The organism is Klebsiella sp. 141153, assembly GCF_032601995.1.
GTDB classification, from domain to species: Bacteria; Pseudomonadota; Gammaproteobacteria; order Enterobacterales; family Enterobacteriaceae; genus Klebsiella; species Klebsiella aerogenes.
The window spans coordinates 56,201-73,354 of record NZ_JAQIRJ010000008.1 but is presented as its reverse complement, the minus strand read 5'-3'; the positions used below and the strand labels follow the sequence as shown (position 1 = coordinate 73,354).

20 protein-coding genes and 1 pseudogene are annotated in these 17,154 nt (G+C 55.5%); 9 read left to right on the top strand and 12 right to left on the bottom strand.

Translation table 11 applies throughout. The features are described from left to right. Nucleotides 1-7: 7 nt before the first annotated feature. Both PGS10_RS16400 and yfbV read right to left on the bottom strand, forming a co-directional pair. A complete protein-coding gene (locus tag PGS10_RS16400; protein ID WP_045391472.1) occupies nt 8-502 on the bottom strand; it encodes a YfbU family protein in 495 nt (164 codons plus the stop codon). Between the two features lie 85 nt (nt 503-587). Next, nucleotides 588-1,043: a terminus macrodomain insulation protein YfbV gene (gene yfbV / locus PGS10_RS16395; protein ID WP_045391475.1), complete on the bottom strand. Its 456-nt coding sequence runs from the start codon at nt 1,041-1,043 to the stop codon at nt 588-590. Nucleotides 1,044-1,381: 338 nt separating this feature from the next. On the opposite strand from yfbV, the gene ackA reads away from it, so the two are divergent. Further along, on the top strand, nt 1,382-2,584 hold the full coding sequence (gene ackA / locus PGS10_RS16390; protein WP_045391478.1) for an acetate kinase: 1,203 nt from the start codon (nt 1,382-1,384) through the stop codon (nt 2,582-2,584). A gap of 118 nt (nt 2,585-2,702) precedes the next feature. After that, nucleotides 2,703-4,850, top strand: a complete 2,148-nt coding sequence (gene pta, locus PGS10_RS16385) for a phosphate acetyltransferase (protein ID WP_026612251.1) — start codon at nt 2,703-2,705, stop codon at nt 4,848-4,850. 67 nt (nt 4,851-4,917) lie between these two features. Here the strand turns inward: pta and yfcD are convergent, their stop codons facing one another. The 3 genes from yfcD to yfcF are packed head-to-tail and all read right to left on the bottom strand — an operon-like array spanning nt 4,918 to nt 6,785. Further along, a complete protein-coding gene (gene yfcD / locus PGS10_RS16380) occupies nt 4,918-5,475 on the bottom strand; it encodes an NUDIX hydrolase YfcD (protein ID WP_015365574.1) in 558 nt (185 codons plus the stop codon). A gap of 56 nt (nt 5,476-5,531) precedes the next feature. Next, nucleotides 5,532-6,083 (bottom strand): phosphodiesterase, encoded by a 552-nt coding sequence (gene yfcE, locus PGS10_RS16375; RefSeq protein ID WP_047043293.1) that lies wholly within the window; start codon nt 6,081-6,083, stop codon nt 5,532-5,534. A 57-nt stretch (nt 6,084-6,140) separates the two neighbouring features. Continuing rightward, a complete protein-coding gene (yfcF, locus tag PGS10_RS16370) occupies nt 6,141-6,785 on the bottom strand; it encodes a glutathione transferase (protein ID WP_015365572.1) in 645 nt (214 codons plus the stop codon). Nucleotides 6,786-6,946: 161 nt separating this feature from the next. Between yfcF and yfcG the strand changes: the two genes are divergently transcribed. From yfcG to PGS10_RS16340, 6 genes and pseudogenes are all read left to right on the top strand, one after another. Further along, nucleotides 6,947-7,576 (top strand): GSH-dependent disulfide bond oxidoreductase, encoded by a 630-nt coding sequence (gene yfcG / locus PGS10_RS16365; protein WP_316423257.1) that lies wholly within the window; start codon nt 6,947-6,949, stop codon nt 7,574-7,576. Between the two features lie 65 nt (nt 7,577-7,641). After that, the gene (gene folX / locus PGS10_RS16360; protein ID WP_015365570.1) at nt 7,642-8,004 is read left to right on the top strand and encodes a dihydroneopterin triphosphate 2'-epimerase; all 363 of its coding nucleotides are present in this window, start codon (nt 7,642-7,644) and stop codon (nt 8,002-8,004) included. A 21-nt stretch (nt 8,005-8,025) separates the two neighbouring features. After that, entirely contained in the window at nt 8,026-8,919 is an 894-nt protein-coding gene (locus tag PGS10_RS16355; RefSeq protein WP_316423256.1) for a TIGR01777 family oxidoreductase, read from the top strand. 213 nt (nt 8,920-9,132) lie between these two features. After that, nucleotides 9,133-9,387: a hypothetical protein gene (locus tag PGS10_RS16350; protein ID WP_063447805.1), complete on the top strand. Its 255-nt coding sequence runs from the start codon at nt 9,133-9,135 to the stop codon at nt 9,385-9,387. Nucleotides 9,388-9,390: 3 nt separating this feature from the next. Continuing rightward, the gene (locus tag PGS10_RS16345) at nt 9,391-9,945 is read left to right on the top strand and encodes a hypothetical protein (protein ID WP_047078307.1); all 555 of its coding nucleotides are present in this window, start codon (nt 9,391-9,393) and stop codon (nt 9,943-9,945) included. A gap of 75 nt (nt 9,946-10,020) precedes the next feature. Then, a pseudogene (locus tag PGS10_RS16340) lies at nt 10,021-10,576 on the top strand (GNAT family N-acetyltransferase). On the opposite strand, the gene hisP reads toward PGS10_RS16340, so the two are convergent. The 5 genes from hisP to argT form a co-directional block, all read right to left on the bottom strand. Next, nucleotides 10,557-11,330, bottom strand: coding sequence for a histidine ABC transporter ATP-binding protein HisP (hisP, locus tag PGS10_RS16335; RefSeq protein WP_015365566.1), 774 nt, complete (start codon nt 11,328-11,330; stop codon nt 10,557-10,559). The pseudogene PGS10_RS16340 and the gene hisP overlap by 20 nt on opposite strands. A 7-nt stretch (nt 11,331-11,337) precedes the next feature. Then, on the bottom strand, nt 11,338-12,054 hold the full coding sequence (locus PGS10_RS16330) for an ABC transporter permease (protein ID WP_015365565.1): 717 nt from the start codon (nt 12,052-12,054) through the stop codon (nt 11,338-11,340). After that, entirely contained in the window at nt 12,051-12,737 is a 687-nt protein-coding gene (locus tag PGS10_RS16325) for a histidine ABC transporter permease HisQ (protein WP_045391496.1), read from the bottom strand. The genes PGS10_RS16330 and PGS10_RS16325 overlap by 4 nt, the downstream gene beginning before the upstream one ends. A gap of 66 nt (nt 12,738-12,803) precedes the next feature. Then, nucleotides 12,804-13,586, bottom strand: a complete 783-nt coding sequence (hisJ, locus tag PGS10_RS16320; RefSeq protein ID WP_015365563.1) for a histidine ABC transporter substrate-binding protein HisJ — start codon at nt 13,584-13,586, stop codon at nt 12,804-12,806. 267 nt (nt 13,587-13,853) lie between these two features. Continuing rightward, nucleotides 13,854-14,636 (bottom strand): lysine/arginine/ornithine ABC transporter substrate-binding protein ArgT, encoded by a 783-nt coding sequence (argT, locus tag PGS10_RS16315; protein WP_015365561.1) that lies wholly within the window; start codon nt 14,634-14,636, stop codon nt 13,854-13,856. Nucleotides 14,637-14,685: 49 nt separating this feature from the next. Here argT and PGS10_RS16310 point away from each other — a divergent pair, with 49 nt between their 5' ends. Next, a complete protein-coding gene (locus PGS10_RS16310; protein ID WP_161801912.1) occupies nt 14,686-14,814 on the top strand; it encodes a hypothetical protein in 129 nt (42 codons plus the stop codon). A 110-nt stretch (nt 14,815-14,924) separates the two neighbouring features. Here PGS10_RS16310 and PGS10_RS16305 read toward each other — a convergent pair whose 3' ends face one another. After that, complete coding sequence (locus tag PGS10_RS16305; protein WP_047043317.1) at nt 14,925-15,497, bottom strand: UbiX family flavin prenyltransferase; 573 nt, start codon at nt 15,495-15,497, stop codon at nt 14,925-14,927. Between the two features lie 126 nt (nt 15,498-15,623). Next, nucleotides 15,624-17,141 carry an amidophosphoribosyltransferase gene (gene purF / locus PGS10_RS16300; RefSeq protein ID WP_047043320.1) on the bottom strand — a complete coding sequence of 506 codons (1,518 nt, stop codon included), beginning with the start codon at nt 17,139-17,141 and terminating at the stop codon, nt 15,624-15,626. Between the last annotated feature and the right edge of the window lie 13 nt (nt 17,142-17,154).

Here is a 17,154-nt window from a genome sequence, read left to right as displayed (position 1 = left end):
ACCTCCATCAGGCATTGATAATTTGGTTAATTTCGTTACTACTCAAGTGATACTGGCGCGGGCAGGAGTGCCAGGCGGCCAGCATACGCTGGTATTTTTCCCACATCGGCGTCTGCGAGTTAAAGCCGTGAGTACCGGCATCGAAGTGGCTATAGCGCCCTTCTACATTGACCATAAAGCGCACGTAGCCGAGATAGCGGGCCTCGGTGGCGACGTCAAAACCAAGGAAGGTCACCCGACGTTCATCGATAGCGGAGGCGTCCTTCAGGTTGGTCCACGAAACGTGCAGCGCGTGGTACATCTCCATGATATCGATAATGGTCCGGCAGGTTTCTTCCGTCAGTTGGCCAAATTCGCGGTCCAGCTCGCGCATTTGCAGCCCATATCCACGCTCGATGATGGTCTGTAGACGGCGGTAACGTTCGGCGTTGTCCGGGTCGAGCATAGTCATCATCTTGTACTGATTGGACAAAATCAGACGCTGCGCATTGGTCATTTCCATTTTTGACTCCTGTAGCACTTACGGCGTGAAATAAAGAAGGCGCATAAATCATGCGCCTTCTTTTATATGCGTTTTCCGTATGGAATTACAAATCATCAAGGAAAGTTTTATCCAGTTGTTTGAAGGCGCGCTTAAGCGTGTCAGCCAACGCCTGGTAATCCGGCTTGCCGTCAACCGGCGCTAACGCCTGCCCGGCCTCTTGTAATTTGCCGCGCACTTCATAAAACCAGTTCAATATTGATGGCGGTAATGGCGTCACGGAACGCTTGCCCAACCACCACAGTCCCTGCATCGGCAGGCTTAAGGCAAACAACGCGGTGGCGACGGCCGGGCCAAGCTGGCCGCCGAGCGCTATCTGCCAGCATAAGGTGAAGACCGCAACCGGCGGCATGATGCGAATCGCGTAGCGGGTAGCGCGAATAATGCGGTTTTCGACAAACACCGGCGCCAATCGCTTATCGAGGGGCCAGGTCTTCGCATAGTGCTGCCCGCGACGAAACAAGCTGAAAAAGCTAACGGGGCGATTCTCAGGGGTCGACATGGCTATACCTCAACTTTACATATAAAACTTAAAATTTTCGTGCAAAACACCAACTGTGCATGACAACGTTCAAAAGATTTTGGCAATGGATGCGGCAATCAGGTATCCTGTGCCCACCTGAGAGGGCGGTTAGACCCTTTTACCAGGTTAGTCAAATTATCGCATATTCTGCTGCTGGCGGAAAATTATGCAAAATGACATAAAATCATATGTACTTCCCTCATCGTGCCAGAAAACAGAACAAGGCATGATGTTAATCATAAATGTCGATGTCATCCTGCGCTACGCTTTGTGACACACTGATGTTTTTTTAGCCACGTATCATAAAAGGTACTTCCATGTCGAGTAAGTTAGTACTGGTTCTGAACTGCGGTAGCTCTTCCCTGAAATTTGCTATCCTGGATGCCGTTAACGGTGACGAATATCTCTCCGGTTTAGCCGAATGTTTCCATCTTCCTGAAGCCCGTATCAAATGGAAAATGGACGGCGGCAAACACGAAGCTGAGTTAGGCGCAGGCGCCGCTCACAGTGAAGCGCTGAACTTTATCGTTAACACTATTCTGGCACAAAAACCAGAACTGTCAGCACAGCTGACCGCAATTGGCCATCGTATCGTTCACGGCGGTGAAAAATACACCAGTTCCGTCGTCATCGACGATTCCGTTATTCAGGGCATCAAAGATTCCGCTTCCTTCGCACCGCTGCACAACCCGGCGCACCTGATCGGTATCGCTGAAGCGCTGAAATCCTTCCCGCACCTGAAAGACAAGAACGTTGCCGTGTTCGACACCGCGTTCCATCAGACCATGCCGGAAGAGTCCTACCTGTACGCCCTGCCGTACAGCCTGTACAAAGAGCACGGCGTACGTCGTTACGGCGCGCACGGCACCAGCCACTACTATGTGACTCAGGAAGCCGCTAAGGTACTGAACAAGCCGGTTGAAGAACTGAACATCATCACCTGCCACCTCGGCAACGGTGGTTCCGTTTCCGCTATCCGTAACGGTAAATGCGTTGATACCTCCATGGGTCTGACCCCGCTGGAAGGTCTGGTGATGGGTACTCGCTCTGGCGATATCGACCCGGCGATCATTTTCCACCTGCACGACGCGCTGGGTATGAGCGTAGATGCTATCAACAAAATGCTGACCAAAGAGTCCGGCCTGCTGGGTCTGACCGAAGTCACCAGCGACTGCCGCTACGTTGAAGACAACTACGCGGATAAAGCTGACGCTAAGCGCGCAATGGACGTTTATTGCCACCGCCTGGCGAAATACATCGGTTCTTACACCGCGCTGATGGACGGTCGTCTGGACGCGGTTATCTTCACCGGTGGTATCGGTGAAAACGCCGCGATGGTTCGTGAACTGTCCCTGGGTAAACTGGGCGTTCTGGGCTTCGAAGTTGATCACGAGCGTAACCTGGCTGCCCGTTTCGGTAAGTCTGGCTTCATCAACAAAGAAGGTACCCGCCCTGCCGTGGTTATCCCGACCAACGAAGAGCTGGTTATCGCTCAAGACGCACACCGTCTGACCGCTTAATTCCACACCGCCAGCGATAACCCTGACGTCTTCGAGTTGCCACTTGAAGTATGACGGTAAGCTGGCGGTGCTGTTTTGTATCCCGCCTAAAACTGGCGGTAACGAAAGAGGATATATCGTGTCCCGTACTATCATGCTGATCCCTACCGGAACCAGCGTAGGCCTGACCAGCGTCAGCCTCGGTGTTATCCGCGCTATGGAACGCAAAGGCGTTCGCCTGAGCGTCTTTAAACCTATCGCCCAGCCGCGTTCCGGTGGCGATACTCCAGACCAGACTACCACCATCGTTCGCGCCAGCTCTTCAACGACGACTGCCGCTGAACCGATGAACATGAGCCACGTTGAGTCGCTGCTGTCCAGCAACCAGAAAGACGTGCTGATGGAAGAAATCATCGCTAACTACCATGCCAACACTCAGGATGCTGAAGTGGTGCTGGTTGAAGGCCTGGTCCCGACCCGTAAACACCAGTTCGCTCAGTCTCTGAACTACGAAATCGCGAAAACGCTTAACGCGGAAATCGTCTTCGTGATGTCTCAGGGCACCGATACCCCGGAACAGCTGAACGAGCGTATTGAACTGACTCGCAACAGCTTCGGCGGCGCGAAGAACACCAGCATCACTGGCGTTATCGTTAACAAACTGAATGCTCCGGTTGATGAACAAGGCCGTACCCGCCCTGACCTGTCCGAAATCTTCGACGACTCGTCTAAAGCGAAAGTCGTGAAGATCGACCCGGCGCAACTGCAGAACGGCAGCCCGCTGCCGGTGCTGGGCGCGGTGCCATGGAGCTTCGATCTGATCGCCACGCGCGCTATCGACATGGCGCATCACCTGAACGCGACCGTGATCAACGAAGGCGACATCAATACTCGCCGCGTGAAGTCCGTAACCTTCTGCGCGCGCAGCATTCCGCACATGCTGGAGCACTTCCGTCCGGGTTCTCTGCTGGTGACTTCCGCAGACCGTCCTGACGTACTGGTCGCGGCCTGCCTGGCGGCGATGAACGGCGTAGAAATCGGCGCTATCCTGCTGACCGGCGGCTATGAAATGGACGCGCGCATCAGCAAACTGTGCGAACGCGCTTTCGCCACCGGCCTGCCGGTGTTCATGGTTAACACCAACACCTGGCAGACCTCTCTGAGCCTGCAGAGCTTCAACCTGGAAGTACCGGTTGACGATCACGAGCGCATCGAGAAAGTTCAGGAATACGTTGCCAACTACATCAACGCCGACTGGATCGAATCGCTGACCGCGACCTCCGAGCGCAGCCGTCGTCTGTCTCCGCCGGCCTTCCGCTACCAGCTGACCGAGCTGGCGCGTAAAGCGGGCAAACGCGTCGTTCTGCCGGAAGGCGACGAACCGCGTACCGTTAAAGCGGCGGCCATCTGTGCCGAGCGCGGTATTGCTACCTGCGTGCTGCTGGGTAACCCGGATGAGATCAACCGCGTTGCGGCCTCTCAGGGCGTAGAGCTGGGCGCTGGTATTGAAATCGTCGATCCGGAAGTAGTTCGCGAAAGCTACGTGGCGCGTCTGGTCGAACTGCGTAAGAACAAAGGCATGACCGAAGCGGTTGCGCGCGAGCAACTGGAAGATAACGTGGTTCTCGGCACCCTGATGCTGGAACAAGACGAAGTTGACGGCCTGGTATCCGGCGCGGTTCACACCACCGCCAATACCATCCGTCCGCCGCTGCAGCTTATCAAAACGGCGCCGGGCAGCTCGCTGGTCTCTTCCGTATTCTTCATGCTGCTGCCGGAACAGGTTTACGTTTACGGCGACTGCGCGATCAACCCGGATCCGACTGCAGAACAGCTGGCGGAAATCGCGATTCAGTCCGCTGATTCCGCGATTGCCTTCGGTATCGAACCGCGCGTGGCGATGCTCTCCTACTCCACCGGCACCTCCGGCGCAGGTAGCGATGTAGAAAAAGTACGCGAAGCGACTCGTCTGGCGCAGGAAAAACGTCCTGACCTGATGATCGACGGTCCGCTGCAGTATGATGCCGCAGTTATGGCTGACGTAGCGAAGTCCAAAGCGCCGAACTCTCCGGTAGCTGGCCGCGCGACCGTGTTCATCTTCCCGGATCTGAACACCGGTAACACCACTTACAAAGCCGTACAGCGTTCCGCTGACCTGATCTCCATCGGGCCGATGCTGCAGGGTATGCGTAAGCCGGTAAACGACCTGTCCCGCGGCGCGCTGGTAGACGATATCGTCTACACCATCGCGCTGACGGCGATTCAGTCTTCTCAGCAGCAGAAATAATCTCCCGCTGAGACAAAAAAGGCAGCCAAATGGCTGCCTTTTTTATGACGCTAACACGTAAAGGAAATTACGCTTCGTCTTCTTCCGGCTCGTCGCGATCGTGGCCGGTATTGCCCGCGTTACGGGTCATCCACAGCGCCAGCGCTTTCAGTGAATCGGCGGTGAACTCATCGCAGCGCGCGGTGATCTCTTCCGGCGTCAGCCAGCATACTTCGCTGACCTCTTCTTCCTGCAGGGCGAACGGGCCATGAGAAACACAGCTGAATAAGCTTCCCCAGACGCGGCAGTGTTTATCTTCGTAGTAGAATTGGCCGTGATCGGCAAAAGGCACGCCCGCAATCCCCAGCTCTTCTTCCGCTTCGCGGCGCGCGGAGTCCAGCAGCTGTTCATCCGCCTGCACCACGCCGCCGGCGGTCGCATCCAGCATGCCCGGCATGAAATCTTTGCTCTCGGTACGGCGCTGCACCAGAATCTTGCCCATCCCATCATGAACCACAATATAGGTCGCGCGGTGACGCAGACACTGCGCGCGCATCTGCTCGCGGCTGGACTGTGCTATCACCTCATTGTTTTCATTAACAATATCGACCCATTCTGTGCTTGCCAAATGCTTCTGTTCCGCCATCAGGAAACCTTACTTTTAAGCGCTCTCGCGGCGCGTCTTTACGATTGAGGGGTAAATTACGGGTAAATTGCGGCCTCTGCAATAACCTGATTATCTTTGAGTGCGAAAACCTGCAGCCGATCATCTTCCAGCATGCCGTAGCTGGCGGCAAAGCCGCCTTTCGGGATGCTCACAGAACCAGGATTGAAGAGGAAAATATCGCCGCGTTTCTCGGCAACCGGAATATGAGTATGACCATAAGCCAGTACATCGCCAGCGGCGAGCGGCGGCAAATTATCCGGACTATAGAGATGACCGTGGGTCAGAAACAGGCGGTAGCGTTCGCTGAGCACCTGCTGCCAGGGGGCGGTAATGGGGAAATGCAGCAGCATTTGATCGACTTCGCTATCGCAGTTACCGCGGACGGCGATAATCCGCTGCGCGACGCTGTTCAGCCGCTCGGCGACCTGCGCCGGCGCATACCCTTCCGGCAGCGCGTTGCGCGGCCCGTGATTAAGCACATCGCCGAGGATAACCAGCCACTGCGCCCCGCTCTGCGCGAAGCGTTCCAGAACGCGTTCGGTCGCAGGCAGCGAGCCGTGAATATCGGATGCGAACATCAGTTTCATATCAACCCCTTACCAGACAATACGGTCTGTCTATGATAACGGAACTGCCTGCGCTTATCAGCCGCTACGTTTAGCCGACAGTGCGGCATAACGCTGAACAGATGCCCGCTGCCACTGGAAGGTCGCGTAGTCCGCCAGCGCTTCCGGCACCTCGTCGCCGTTCAGCACCAGACGGTTTAGCATCAGTGCAAGATCGGCATCGGCGATACACCATTCGCCAAACAGATTCTGCCCGCCATGCGCCAAAAGCGCGCCGGCGGTAGCAAAGAGTTTAGCCGCACTGGTTTGCCCCGCGGCGCTGAGCGCCGGCTTCTTCGCGCCGCCAAACACCACATCGGTGGAACGTTCTTCGCGTATGGGCATCAGATCGCTGCGCAGCCAGGCCTGCACCTGCCGCGCCCGCGCGCGTTTTTGCAGGTCGTGCGGATACAAGCGCTCCCACTCCGGCGGCGCAAAGCGTTCATCAAGGTATTCGGTAATGGCCGAGGATTCGCTCAGCGAAAAATTATCCACTTCCAGCAGCGGCACGCGCCGTGTCGCGGAGTAGCCCTTCCAGCCTGGCTGCAGATGCTCGCCGCTGTCGAGATTGACGGTCTTAAGAGTGAACGGCAGGCTTTTTTCCTGCAGCGCCACGTACACGGACATCACATAGGGGGAGAAAAAATCGGCATCGGACCACAGGGTAATAACAGGCTGATTCATAACATCCTCAATGAAGCCAGGGGGAGATAAATCAACATAGCTGGTCTGCTATAAGATGTCACTGGCAGCCGCATGAGGATTTCGCAATATAATCTTTGCCCCGCGATTGCGCAGGTCGCCTATACTCGAAACGTTTGCGACCTTCGATGGCGGGAGACCTCATGATCGATCTTTACTACGCACCCACCCCCAACGGCCACAAAATCACTCTTTTTCTCGAAGAGGCGCAGCTGGCCTATCGCCTGATACGCGTCGATATCGGCAAAGGTGAACAGTTTCGCCCGCAGTTTCTGGCTATCTCGCCAAATAATAAGATCCCGGCGATCGTTGACCACGTTCCGGTCGACGGCGGCGCGCCGTTAAGCCTGTTTGAGTCCGGAGAGATCCTGCTCTATCTGGCGGAAAAATCGGGAAAATTACTGAGCGGCGAGCTGCGCGAACGGCATACTACCCTGCAATGGCTGTTCTGGCAGGTCGGCGGTCTGGGGCCGATGCTTGGGCAAAACCACCACTTTAACCATCACGCGCCTCAGGCTGTCCCCTACGCCATTGAACGCTATCAGGTCGAAAGCCAGCGTCTGTATGGCGTAATGAACCGGCGTCTTGAAGCCAGTCCATGGTTGTGCGGCGAGCACTACAGTATCGCCGATATCGCCTGCTGGCCATGGATTAATGCCCACCAGCGCCAACGCATCGATCTTAGCCAGTTCCCGGCGGTGCATAACTGGTTTGAACGCATCCGCCAGCGCCCGGCAACGCAACAAGCGCTACTCAAAACGCAACAGTATTAATCCCCTGCTCGCAGGGCGTGCTTTGATGTATGATTGCGGAAATTACTACACGGAGGAAGCCTGCAATGTCTCAGCCAGACGCCATTATTCGTATTAAGAACCTGCGCCTGCGTACTTTTATTGGAATCAAAGAGGAAGAGATCGCCAACCGTCAGGATGTGTTGGTGAATGTGGTGATTCACTATCCGGCCGATAAGGCTCGCGACAGCGAAGACATCAATGATGCCCTGAACTATCGCACCATTACTAAACGCATCATCAGCCATATCGAGAATAACCGCTTCTCGCTGCTGGAAAAATTAACCCAGGATGTGCTCAATATCGCATGCGAACATCACTGGGTCACTTATGCTGAAGTAGAGATCGATAAACTTCACGCGCTGCGCTATGCCGACTCAGTATCGATGACTATGAGCTGGCGGCGCTAAAACGTTTGTAAGGGAGGCGGTATGAAAATCCTGCTCACTGGCGGTACCGGGCTCATTGGTCGGCATCTTATTACCAGGCTACTGGAACTTGGGCACCAGCTCACGGTTTCCACCCGCAACCCTGAACGTGCGAAACCCCGTCTCGATCCCCGCGTCACGCTGTGGCGCGGTTTCGAAGGGCAAAACAACCTCGATGGCTTTGACGCCGTCATTAACCTTGCCGGTGAACCGATCGCCGATAAGCGCTGGACGGCAGAGCAAAAAGAGCGCCTGTGCCACAGCCGCTGGGACATCACCCGCCAGCTGGTCGCGTTATTTAAAGCCAGCGAAACACCACCTTCCGTGCTGATTAGCGGTTCCGCTACCGGCTATTACGGCGATCTCGGTGAAGTCGTGGTGACCGAGGAAGAGCCGCCGCACAACGAATTTACCCATAAACTTTGCGCCCGCTGGGAGCAAATCGCCTGTGAGGCGCAAAGCGATCGCACGCGCGTGTGCCTGTTGCGCACCGGCGTCGTCTTAGCGCCGCGGGGCGGGATCCTGGCCAAAATGACGCCCGCGTTTAAGCTCGGCCTGGGCGGACCTATCGGCGACGGTCGCCAGTATCTGGCGTGGATCCATATCGATGATATGGTGAACGGTATTCTGTGGCTGCTGGATAACGATCTGCGCGGCCCGTTCAATATGGTCTCGCCCTATCCCGTGCGTAACGAACAGTTTGCCCACGCGCTCGGCCACGCGCTCAATCGCCCGGCGATTTTCCGCGTTCCCGCCGCCGCCATTCGCCTGCTGATGGGGGAATCCTCGGTACTGGTGCTCGGCGGCCAGCGCGCGCTGCCAAAACGCCTGGAAGCCGCCGGCTTTAGCTTCCGCTGGTACGATCTGGAAGAGGCGCTGAAGGATGTGTTGGGCTAGGTAGATAAACGGGGAGCAATGGCTCCCCATTCTCTTCTCTGGGGCGGAAGCCGCCTCGCAAATCGTTAATTCCCTGTTCTCCTTGCTACGTTTCTTGTGAAGCACATTCCAACCGCAAAAATATTCTCCTGCCATAACGTCCTGACGAGGAATATATCCTCAAAACTCGTTGACACCCGTCAACACTCTTTTTATTCTGAGCAGGATTTAACGATGAAGGAACATCCGGACAAACATATCAGGATGGCGATTGCCACGGCGCTGGCGCGGGGGTGGATATTGCTGCCTGCAGGTAAAAGCGCTCATTGCTTTGGGCGTCTCGTCTGCGGCGTGGCGGAGCACCGTGAACATATGATGAGCATTTGGTCGACGCCCGCCGTCCCTGAAAACCACGCCCGGCAAATAATCAGAATGGTCGAACGGTGTCCCATCCCGGCTACCGCACGCATCACGCATAAGGAACGCTAAACGATGCCGATATTTAATTTTACGCTGACGCTATCCGGCGTCACCAGTCAAACGCCCGGACTGGAAGATGCGCTCTTTGCCGCAGGCTGTAGCGACGCTCTGGTCTGCTTTTACGGTACCGCGGTCTACCTCGAGTTCGATCGCGAGTGCCAATCGCTGGAACAGGCGGCGCTGTCCGCCATCCGCGATGTAGAAACCGCCGCGCTGCCAGATATCCGCGTGGAGTCCATCGATTCGACACTGGTCGGGCTGAGCGATATCGCCGAACTTATCGGCGTCTCCCGCCAGGCGATCGCGCTATTAAAAGAGGGCGCTCGCGGCAGCGGGCGGTTTCCCGGCCCCGTACAGCGTGTGAAAGGCAATTCCCCTCTCTGGCGCTGGAAATCCGTCGTTGAATGGTTAGTCGCGGAAAAGCGCATCGCCGCCGATTCGCCGTTGGTGGCTAACGCCCAACTGCTGGATAGCCTCAACCTGGCGCTACAGCTTCGCCGTTCACCTGAAAATCACCGCGTGCAGCGCTACCTGCAAAGTCTGAGCGCCACGTCACCCACGGGCTGATTCGCGAGGACGAGCATGTTACCCGGCGCAGCATAGTGGTAAAGTAGTCTTTCGTTTTAGCTGATTAATCGCTTTATGACTACGATAACAACGCCCCGCCTGTTGCTTTCCCGCTTCACTCCGGCCGATTGGCCCTTTTTTCTGCGTCTGCGTCAGGATCCTGACGTCATGCGTTACATGGGTGAGGTGTTAAGCGAAACGGCGCTACGCAGCGTGTTTGAATGCCGCTGCGAAGATACCGGCGTCTTTGTGTTGCGCGATTCGGCCGGCACGCCGCTGGGAGATATTGGTCTGCGCATCAGTACGAAAAATCCGCACGAGGCCGACGTCGGCTACGCGCTACTGCCGCAAGCGCAGGGCCAGGGCTACGCCAGCGAAGCGCTGCGCGCGATTTGTGATTACGGCTTTACCACCCTTGGCATCCACGCCATTAATGCCTGGGTGCTGGGAGATAACCTGGGGTCGTCGCGGCTGCTGGAAAAGCTGGGTTTTGTACGCATTCAGGTGCTGGAACAGGCCTACCACCTCAACGGCGTGGATTACGATGATTGGATCTACCGACTGGAGCGTTAAGTCATTCCCGGCGAGCAAACCCGCCGGGATAGAGGCGATTACTTCAGTGAACCTTTAAGGAACTGCTGCAGGCGCTGGCTTTTCGGGTTGCCGAACAGCTCGTCGGGATGCCCCTCTTCTTCGATTCTTCCCTGATGGAGGAAAATCACGTGTGAAGAGACGTGGCGGGCAAAGCCCATTTCGTGGGTGACGACCACCATGGTTTTCCCCTCTTCCGCCAGTTTTTGCATAATACGCAATACTTCGCCCACCAGCTCCGGATCAAGTGCCGAGGTCGGCTCATCAAACAACAGTACGTCCGGCTCCATCGCCAGCGCCCGCGCGATGGACACGCGCTGCTGCTGACCGCCGGAAAGATGTACCGGATATTTGATCTGCTGGCGTTCATCGATGCCGACTTTCGCCAGATACTTCACCGCCCGCTCGCGCGCTTCCTGTTTGTTGAGGCCGAGCACCTGAATCGGCGCCTCCATGACGTTTTCCAGTACCGTCATGTGGCTCCACAGGTTGAAGTGCTGGAACACCATCGTCAGTCGCGTGCGCAGCAGACGCAGCTGGTTTTTATCCGCTACCTTCAACTGGCCGTCTTTATCGCGCACCAGGCCAATATTCTGTCCGTTGACGATAATCGTTCCTTCGCTTGGCTTCTCAAGAAAGTTAATGCAGCGCAGGAAGGTACTTTTACCGGAACCCGATGAGCCGATAATACTAATCACGTCTCCGGCCTTCGCTTTCAGCGAGACGCCTTTCAGCACCTCGTGCTCGCCGTAACGTTTATGCAGATCGATAACGCTTAATTTATTGTCGGTCATGGCTTTCTCAGTGCGTCGAAGAAGGTTTGATATGCTGCAGCCAGCGCTTTTCCGCCTTGCGGAACAAGCTAATCAGCACATACGAAATAATTAAGTACAGTACCGCGGCGATACCGAAAGCGGTAAACGGCTGATAGGTCGCCGAGTTAATATCGCGCGCGATCTTCAGCAAATCCGGCACCGTGGCGGTAAACGCCAGCGCCGTCGAGTGCAGCATCAGAATGACTTCGTTACTGTACGCGGGCAGCGCAATACGTAGCGCAGAGGGCAAAATAATGCAGCGGTACAGCTTAACTGACGAAAAGCCGTAAGCCCGCGCGGCCTCAATCTCGCCCGGCGCCACCGAACGAATCGCCCCCGCAAAAATCTCGGTGGTGTAGGCGCAGGTATTTAAGGTCAATGCCAATACCGTACAGTTCAGGCCGCTGCGGAAAAACGCATTCAACAGATCGCTGCCTTTGACGATTTCCAGCGTATACATCCCGGAGTAAAACACCAGCAGCTGCACGTACAGCGGCGTGCCGCGGAAAATATAGGTAAACAGCCAGATCGGAAACTGAATGTATTTATTGCTCGATACGCGCCCGATGGCGAGAAACACCGCGAGGATGCCGCCCATCACCACTGAAGCAATCAACAGCCACAGGGTGATCGCCACGCCGGTAAAACGGTAACCGTCGGTCCACAGCAGGGATTTCCAGTACTCCTGAATAATTTCAATCACAGGTCAGCCCTCTTCACACCCACGGAGTAGCGGCGTTCAAGCAGCAGCAGCACACCATTGGAAATCGTGGTAAACACCAGATAGATCGCCCCGCAGACGATAGCGAAATAGAACGGCTGCCAGGTACTTTTGCCCGCCAGCTGCGTTGCCTTAACCACGTCTTCCAGACCGAGCAGCGACACCAGCGCGGTGGCTTTGAGAATCACCTGCCAGTTGTTGCCGATGCCGGGCAGCGCATAGCGCATCATCGCCGGAAACAGGATGCGGCGGAACGTCTGCCAGCCGCTGAAGCCAAATGCCGTCGCAGCTTCAATATGGCCTTTCGGCACCGCCAGAAACGCGCCGCGGAAGGTTTCAGTGAAGTACGCGCCATAGATAAAGCCGAGGGTGATAATACCGGCAATCATCGGATCAATATCAAATTGCGCCATGCCGAATGCATCGGTAATGCTGTTAAGGGCGATTTGTAGCCCATAGAAAATCAGCAGCATCAGCACCAGATCCGGCACCCCGCGGATCAGCGTGGTATAGCCTTCAAACACCAGCGCCATAGGCCGGTTGGCGGATAGTTTCGCCCCCGCGCCCACCAGCCCGATAAGGACCGCCAGCACCACCGAGCTAAGCGCCAGCTCAAGGGTGACCAGCGCGCCCTGAAAAATAACCTGTGAGAACCCGTACAGCATGCTGTCTGCCCTGTCTGTCATCGATCGCCGCACATGAAAACGCGTGCGGCGAGGTACTAACGATGATTAGTCGCCGTACACGTTAAAGTCGAAATATTTCTTCGCCAGCTTGTCGTAAGTGCCGTCTTTACGCATCTCGGCGAAAGCTTTATTTAGCGCCTCACGCAGCTCGGTGTCGTCTTTCCGCAGACCCATGCCGGTACCGACGCCAAACAACTTCTCATCCTTAATGGACGGGCCGCCAAACTGATAATCTTTGCCAATCGGTTGTTTGAGGAAACCTTCGCTGGCGGCGACCTCATCCTGGAACGCGGCGTCAATACGGCCCGCGGTCAGATCGGAATAGATATTGTCCTGGCCCTGATAGGAGACAATTTCAATGCCTTTCGGCGCCCAGTGCTCGTTGCCGTAGGTTTCCTGAGTCGTACCCTGCAGTACGCCAATGCGCTTGCCTTTCAGCTTGCTCAGGTCTGGCGTAATATCGCTGCCCTTTTTCACCACCAGACGGGAATCAGCGGCATAAAGTTTGTCGGTGAAAGCAATTTCCTGCTGACGCTTTTCGGTGATCGACAGCGAGGACATAATCGCATCGATTTTCTTCGCTTTTAACGAGGGGATCAGCGCATCCAGCGGGTTTTCAACGAAGGTACATTGGGTATTGATACGCTTACACAGCTCTTTCGCCAGATCGATGTCAAAACCAATCAATTGACCCTGCGCATTCTTCGATTCGAACGGCGCATAAGTAGGATCGGTACCAATACGGATTTTCTGTGGAATGGCTGCGAATACCGTGGAAACGCTGGAAAGGGCCAGCGCCAAAGAAAGAGACAACGCCAGTTTTTTCATAATTATCCTCAACAGACTGTCATTCTAACGGGTTTATTAGAAGCACTTACGCCAGTTATCGTGCCATTATTCGCCCTGCCAAGGCAAAGCAAAATGCGCATGAAAGCAGATTTTTTTGCATCAGAAACGCTTAACTATGCACTTTCTGAACAAAGAAAAACCGCTATCGCCCCATTCTGGTGCAAGCCATTAACCGCTTGCACCTATCAAGGGCAACAATAACCGCGTCGCAATGGAGCGGCCTGGCATAACCAGACCGCTACAGTCTTAATCGCCGTAGACGTTAAAGTTGAAGTATTTCTTCGCCATTTTGTCGTAGGTGCCGTCTTTACGCATCTCACCCAGCGCTTTGTCGAAAGCGGCTTTCAGCTCGCCATCTTCTTTGCGCAGGCCGATGCCGGTACCATCGCCGAAGTATTTTTTGTCTTTAACGGAAGGGCCGGCAAAGGCGTAATCTTTACCGGCAGGTTGTTTGAGGAAACCTTCGCTGGCCGCGACTTCATCCTGCAGCGCCGCATCGAGGCGCCCGGCGGCGAGGTCGGAATAGATCAGATCCTGGTTGGCATAGGCGACAACATCCACGCCCTGGCTGCGCCAGCGTTCGTTGGCATAGGCCTCCTGAGTAGAGCCCTGCAGTACGCCAACATGCTTGCCTTTCAGCGACTCCAGCGTCGGCTGAATCGGCGAGCCTTTTGCCGCGATCAGACGAGAGTCTGCCGCGTACAGCTTGTCAGAGAACGCAATCTCCTGCTGGCGTTTTTCGGTAATCGACAGCGACGAGATAATCGCGTCGATTTTCTTCGCTTTCAGCGAGGGGATCAGCGCGTCAAAATCGCTGCCCACCCAGGTGCACTTCACCTTGATACGCGAGCACAGTTCATTGCCCAGATCGATGTCAAAGCCAATAAAGTTGCCCTTCGAATCCTTCGACGAGAAAGGCGCATAGGTGGTATCGGTGCCGATGCGGATACTTTGCGGCAGCGCCGCAGATACGCTGGCGGCGCTACTGATTCCCATGATTAACGAGAGAGCCAGGATCGTCTTCTTCATAGAAAGCCCTTAAGTGTCGTGATGTTGTTATGTTGTGCGCTGTCTGGTTATGTGTGTTGCCGACGGTTCTTGCAGGTTTTATGCCATTTTCCCGGTGCGTGCCGGTAACAGCGTTAAATTTGTTAATATAAAGTTGCAAGATTGTCTTAGAAGGGAAGATACCAGCATTAACGGATAAACCGCAGCGGCAAAACGCAAAAAAACAAATTAAATGTCGAGGATTTGATCAGGACAACAAAAATGCACCAGTGGAAGGCAAAGGTAAATAAAATGCACCAAACGGGTGCATCAGGCGCCGCCCTGCCAGCGGGTAAACAGGTCCTGCGGCAGGTCAATATCAAACTGATCGATAACCCGGTTAACCGTCTGATTAATCACATCGTCCAGCGTCTGGGGACGATGATAGAAGGCCGGCACCGGCGGCATGATCACCGCGCCCATTTCCGCCGCCTGCACCATTAAACGCAGATGCCCAAGGTGGAACGGCGTCTCGCGTACGCAAAGCACCAGCGGGCGGCGCTCTTTTAACACCACGTCCGCTGCGCGGGTCAGCAGGCCGTCGGTATAGCTATTGACGATGCCGGAGAGCGTTTTCATCGAGCACGGTAGAATAACCATCCCGCTGGTTTTAAACGAGCCGGAGGAGATGCTGGCGGCGATATCGCGCGCGTCGTGTACCACATCGGCCAGCGCCTGCACTTCCCGCAGCGAGTAGTCGGTTTCCAGCGACAGCGTCTGACGCGCCGCCTGGCTCATTATCAGATGGGTCTCGACCTCCGCGACGTCACGCAGCACCTGTAGCAGTCGTACGCCGTAAATCGCGCCGCTGGCGCCGGAAATGCCGATAATGAGTCGTTTCACGATGTTATACCCCTTGCGCATAGTGCCGCAGACTTTGCCGGATTATAGTCTCCGACGCAACCTGGCGGGTAAAAATAAAAAGGCCCGCGGTCTTCGAAAGACGGCGGGCCAGCGACAAGGGACCAATTAGCCTTCGTTATGCATCTCTAAGTTTTCAACTTCGGTTTGCAGTTGCACCGCTTTCGCATCGTCGTTACGCAGAGAATCAAGATAATCGAGATACTGTTGGTCAACGTCTTTGGTGACGTACACGCCGTTAAAGACAGAACACTCGAACTGTTGAATGTCCGGGTTTTCGGCGCGTACCGCTTCGATCAGATCGTCCAGATCCTGGAAAATCAGGCCATCGGCGCCGATGATCTGGCGGATCTCGTCAACTTCGCGACCGTGGGCGATAAGCTCGTTGGCGGTCGGCATATCGATACCGTAGACGTTCGGGAAGCGAATTTCCGGCGCCGCGGAGGCCAGATACACCTTTTTCGCCCCCGCTTCGCGCGCCATTTCGATAATCTGTTCAGAGGTGGTGCCGCGAACGATAGAGTCATCCACCAGCAGCACGTTCTTATCACGGAATTCGGCGCGGTTGGCATTCAGCTTACGGCGCACGGATTTACGGCGCAGCTGCTGGCCCGGCATGATAAAGGTACGACCAACATAGCGGTTTTTGACGAAGCCCTGACGATACGGTTTATCAAGGATACGGGCAATCTCCAGGGCGATATCGCAGGAGGTTTCCGGGATCGGAATAACGACATCGATATCCAGATCTTCCCACTCACGGGCAATTTTCTCGCCAAGCTTCGTGCCCATGTTCACGCGGGCGCTATAGACGGAAATCTTGTCGATAAAGGAGTCCGGACGCGCGAAATAGACGTATTCGAACAGGCATGGGTTGCTGACCGGGTTTTCCGCGCACTGGCGGGTAAACAGCTGGCCTTTCTCGGTGATGTAAACCGCTTCGCCCGGCGCGACGTCGCGCAGAAATTCAAAGCCCAGAGTATCCAGCGCCACGCTTTCGGAGGCGACCATATACTCGGTGCGGCCATCGCCGATATCGCGCTTGCCGAGCACCAGCGGACGAATACCGTTCGGGTCGCGGAAAGCGACCATGCCGTGGCCGATAATCATCGCCACGCAGGCGTACGCGCCGCGGATCTGGCGGTTCGTCGCGGCAATCGCGGCGAAAATGTTATCGGCTTCCAGCGGGTAATGACGGAAATTATCCAGCTCGCTGGCGAAGATATTGAGCAGAATTTCGGAATCGGAGGTGGTGTTGATGTGGCGGCGTTTTTCTTCAAACAGCTTTTGACGCAGCTCGTGGGCATTGGTCAGGTTGCCATTATGGGCCAACGTAATGCCGTACGGCGAGTTAACGTAAAAAGGCTGCGCTTCAGAAGCGCTGGAACTGCCTGCCGTTGGGTAACGGACGTGGCCAATCCCCATATTTCCCTGCATACGCTGCATGTGGCGCGCTTCGAACACATCGCTCACCAGTCCGTTGGCTTTACGCAAACGGAAGCAGTTATTTGCATCAATGGTGATGATGCCCGCGGCATCCTGCCCACGATGCTGAAGCACCGTTAACGCGTCATAAATCGACTGGTTTACCGGCATAACACCGGCGATACCGACAATACCGCACATACGTCTTTTCCTC

Excerpts from the sequence above, each read along its gene's own strand:
- PGS10_RS16400 (WP_045391472.1), bottom strand. The coding sequence starts at position 502 with ATGGAAATGACCAATGCGCAGCGTCTGATTTTGTCCAATCAGTACAAG.
- yfbV (WP_045391475.1), bottom strand. The coding sequence starts at position 1,043 with ATGTCGACCCCTGAGAATCGCCCCGTTAGCTTTTTCAGCTTGTTTCGT.
- ackA (WP_045391478.1), top strand. The coding sequence starts at position 1,382 with ATGTCGAGTAAGTTAGTACTGGTTCTGAACTGCGGTAGCTCTTCCCTG.
- yfcD (WP_015365574.1), bottom strand. The coding sequence starts at position 5,475 with ATGGCGGAACAGAAGCATTTGGCAAGCACAGAATGGGTCGATATTGTT.
- yfcE (WP_047043293.1), bottom strand. The coding sequence starts at position 6,083 with ATGAAACTGATGTTCGCATCCGATATTCACGGCTCGCTGCCTGCGACC.
- yfcF (WP_015365572.1), bottom strand. The coding sequence starts at position 6,785 with ATGAATCAGCCTGTTATTACCCTGTGGTCCGATGCCGATTTTTTCTCC.
- yfcG (WP_316423257.1), top strand. The coding sequence starts at position 6,947 with ATGATCGATCTTTACTACGCACCCACCCCCAACGGCCACAAAATCACT.
- folX (WP_015365570.1), top strand. The coding sequence starts at position 7,642 with ATGTCTCAGCCAGACGCCATTATTCGTATTAAGAACCTGCGCCTGCGT.
- PGS10_RS16355 (WP_316423256.1), top strand. The coding sequence starts at position 8,026 with ATGAAAATCCTGCTCACTGGCGGTACCGGGCTCATTGGTCGGCATCTT.
- PGS10_RS16350 (WP_063447805.1), top strand. The coding sequence starts at position 9,133 with ATGAAGGAACATCCGGACAAACATATCAGGATGGCGATTGCCACGGCG.
- PGS10_RS16345 (WP_047078307.1), top strand. The coding sequence starts at position 9,391 with ATGCCGATATTTAATTTTACGCTGACGCTATCCGGCGTCACCAGTCAA.
- hisP (WP_015365566.1), bottom strand. The coding sequence starts at position 11,330 with ATGACCGACAATAAATTAAGCGTTATCGATCTGCATAAACGTTACGGC.
- PGS10_RS16325 (WP_045391496.1), bottom strand. The coding sequence starts at position 12,737 with ATGCTGTACGGGTTCTCACAGGTTATTTTTCAGGGCGCGCTGGTCACC.
- hisJ (WP_015365563.1), bottom strand. The coding sequence starts at position 13,586 with ATGAAAAAACTGGCGTTGTCTCTTTCTTTGGCGCTGGCCCTTTCCAGC.
- argT (WP_015365561.1), bottom strand. The coding sequence starts at position 14,636 with ATGAAGAAGACGATCCTGGCTCTCTCGTTAATCATGGGAATCAGTAGC.
- PGS10_RS16310 (WP_161801912.1), top strand. The coding sequence starts at position 14,686 with ATGTGTGTTGCCGACGGTTCTTGCAGGTTTTATGCCATTTTCCCGGTG.
- purF (WP_047043320.1), bottom strand. The coding sequence starts at position 17,141 with ATGTGCGGTATTGTCGGTATCGCCGGTGTTATGCCGGTAAACCAGTCG.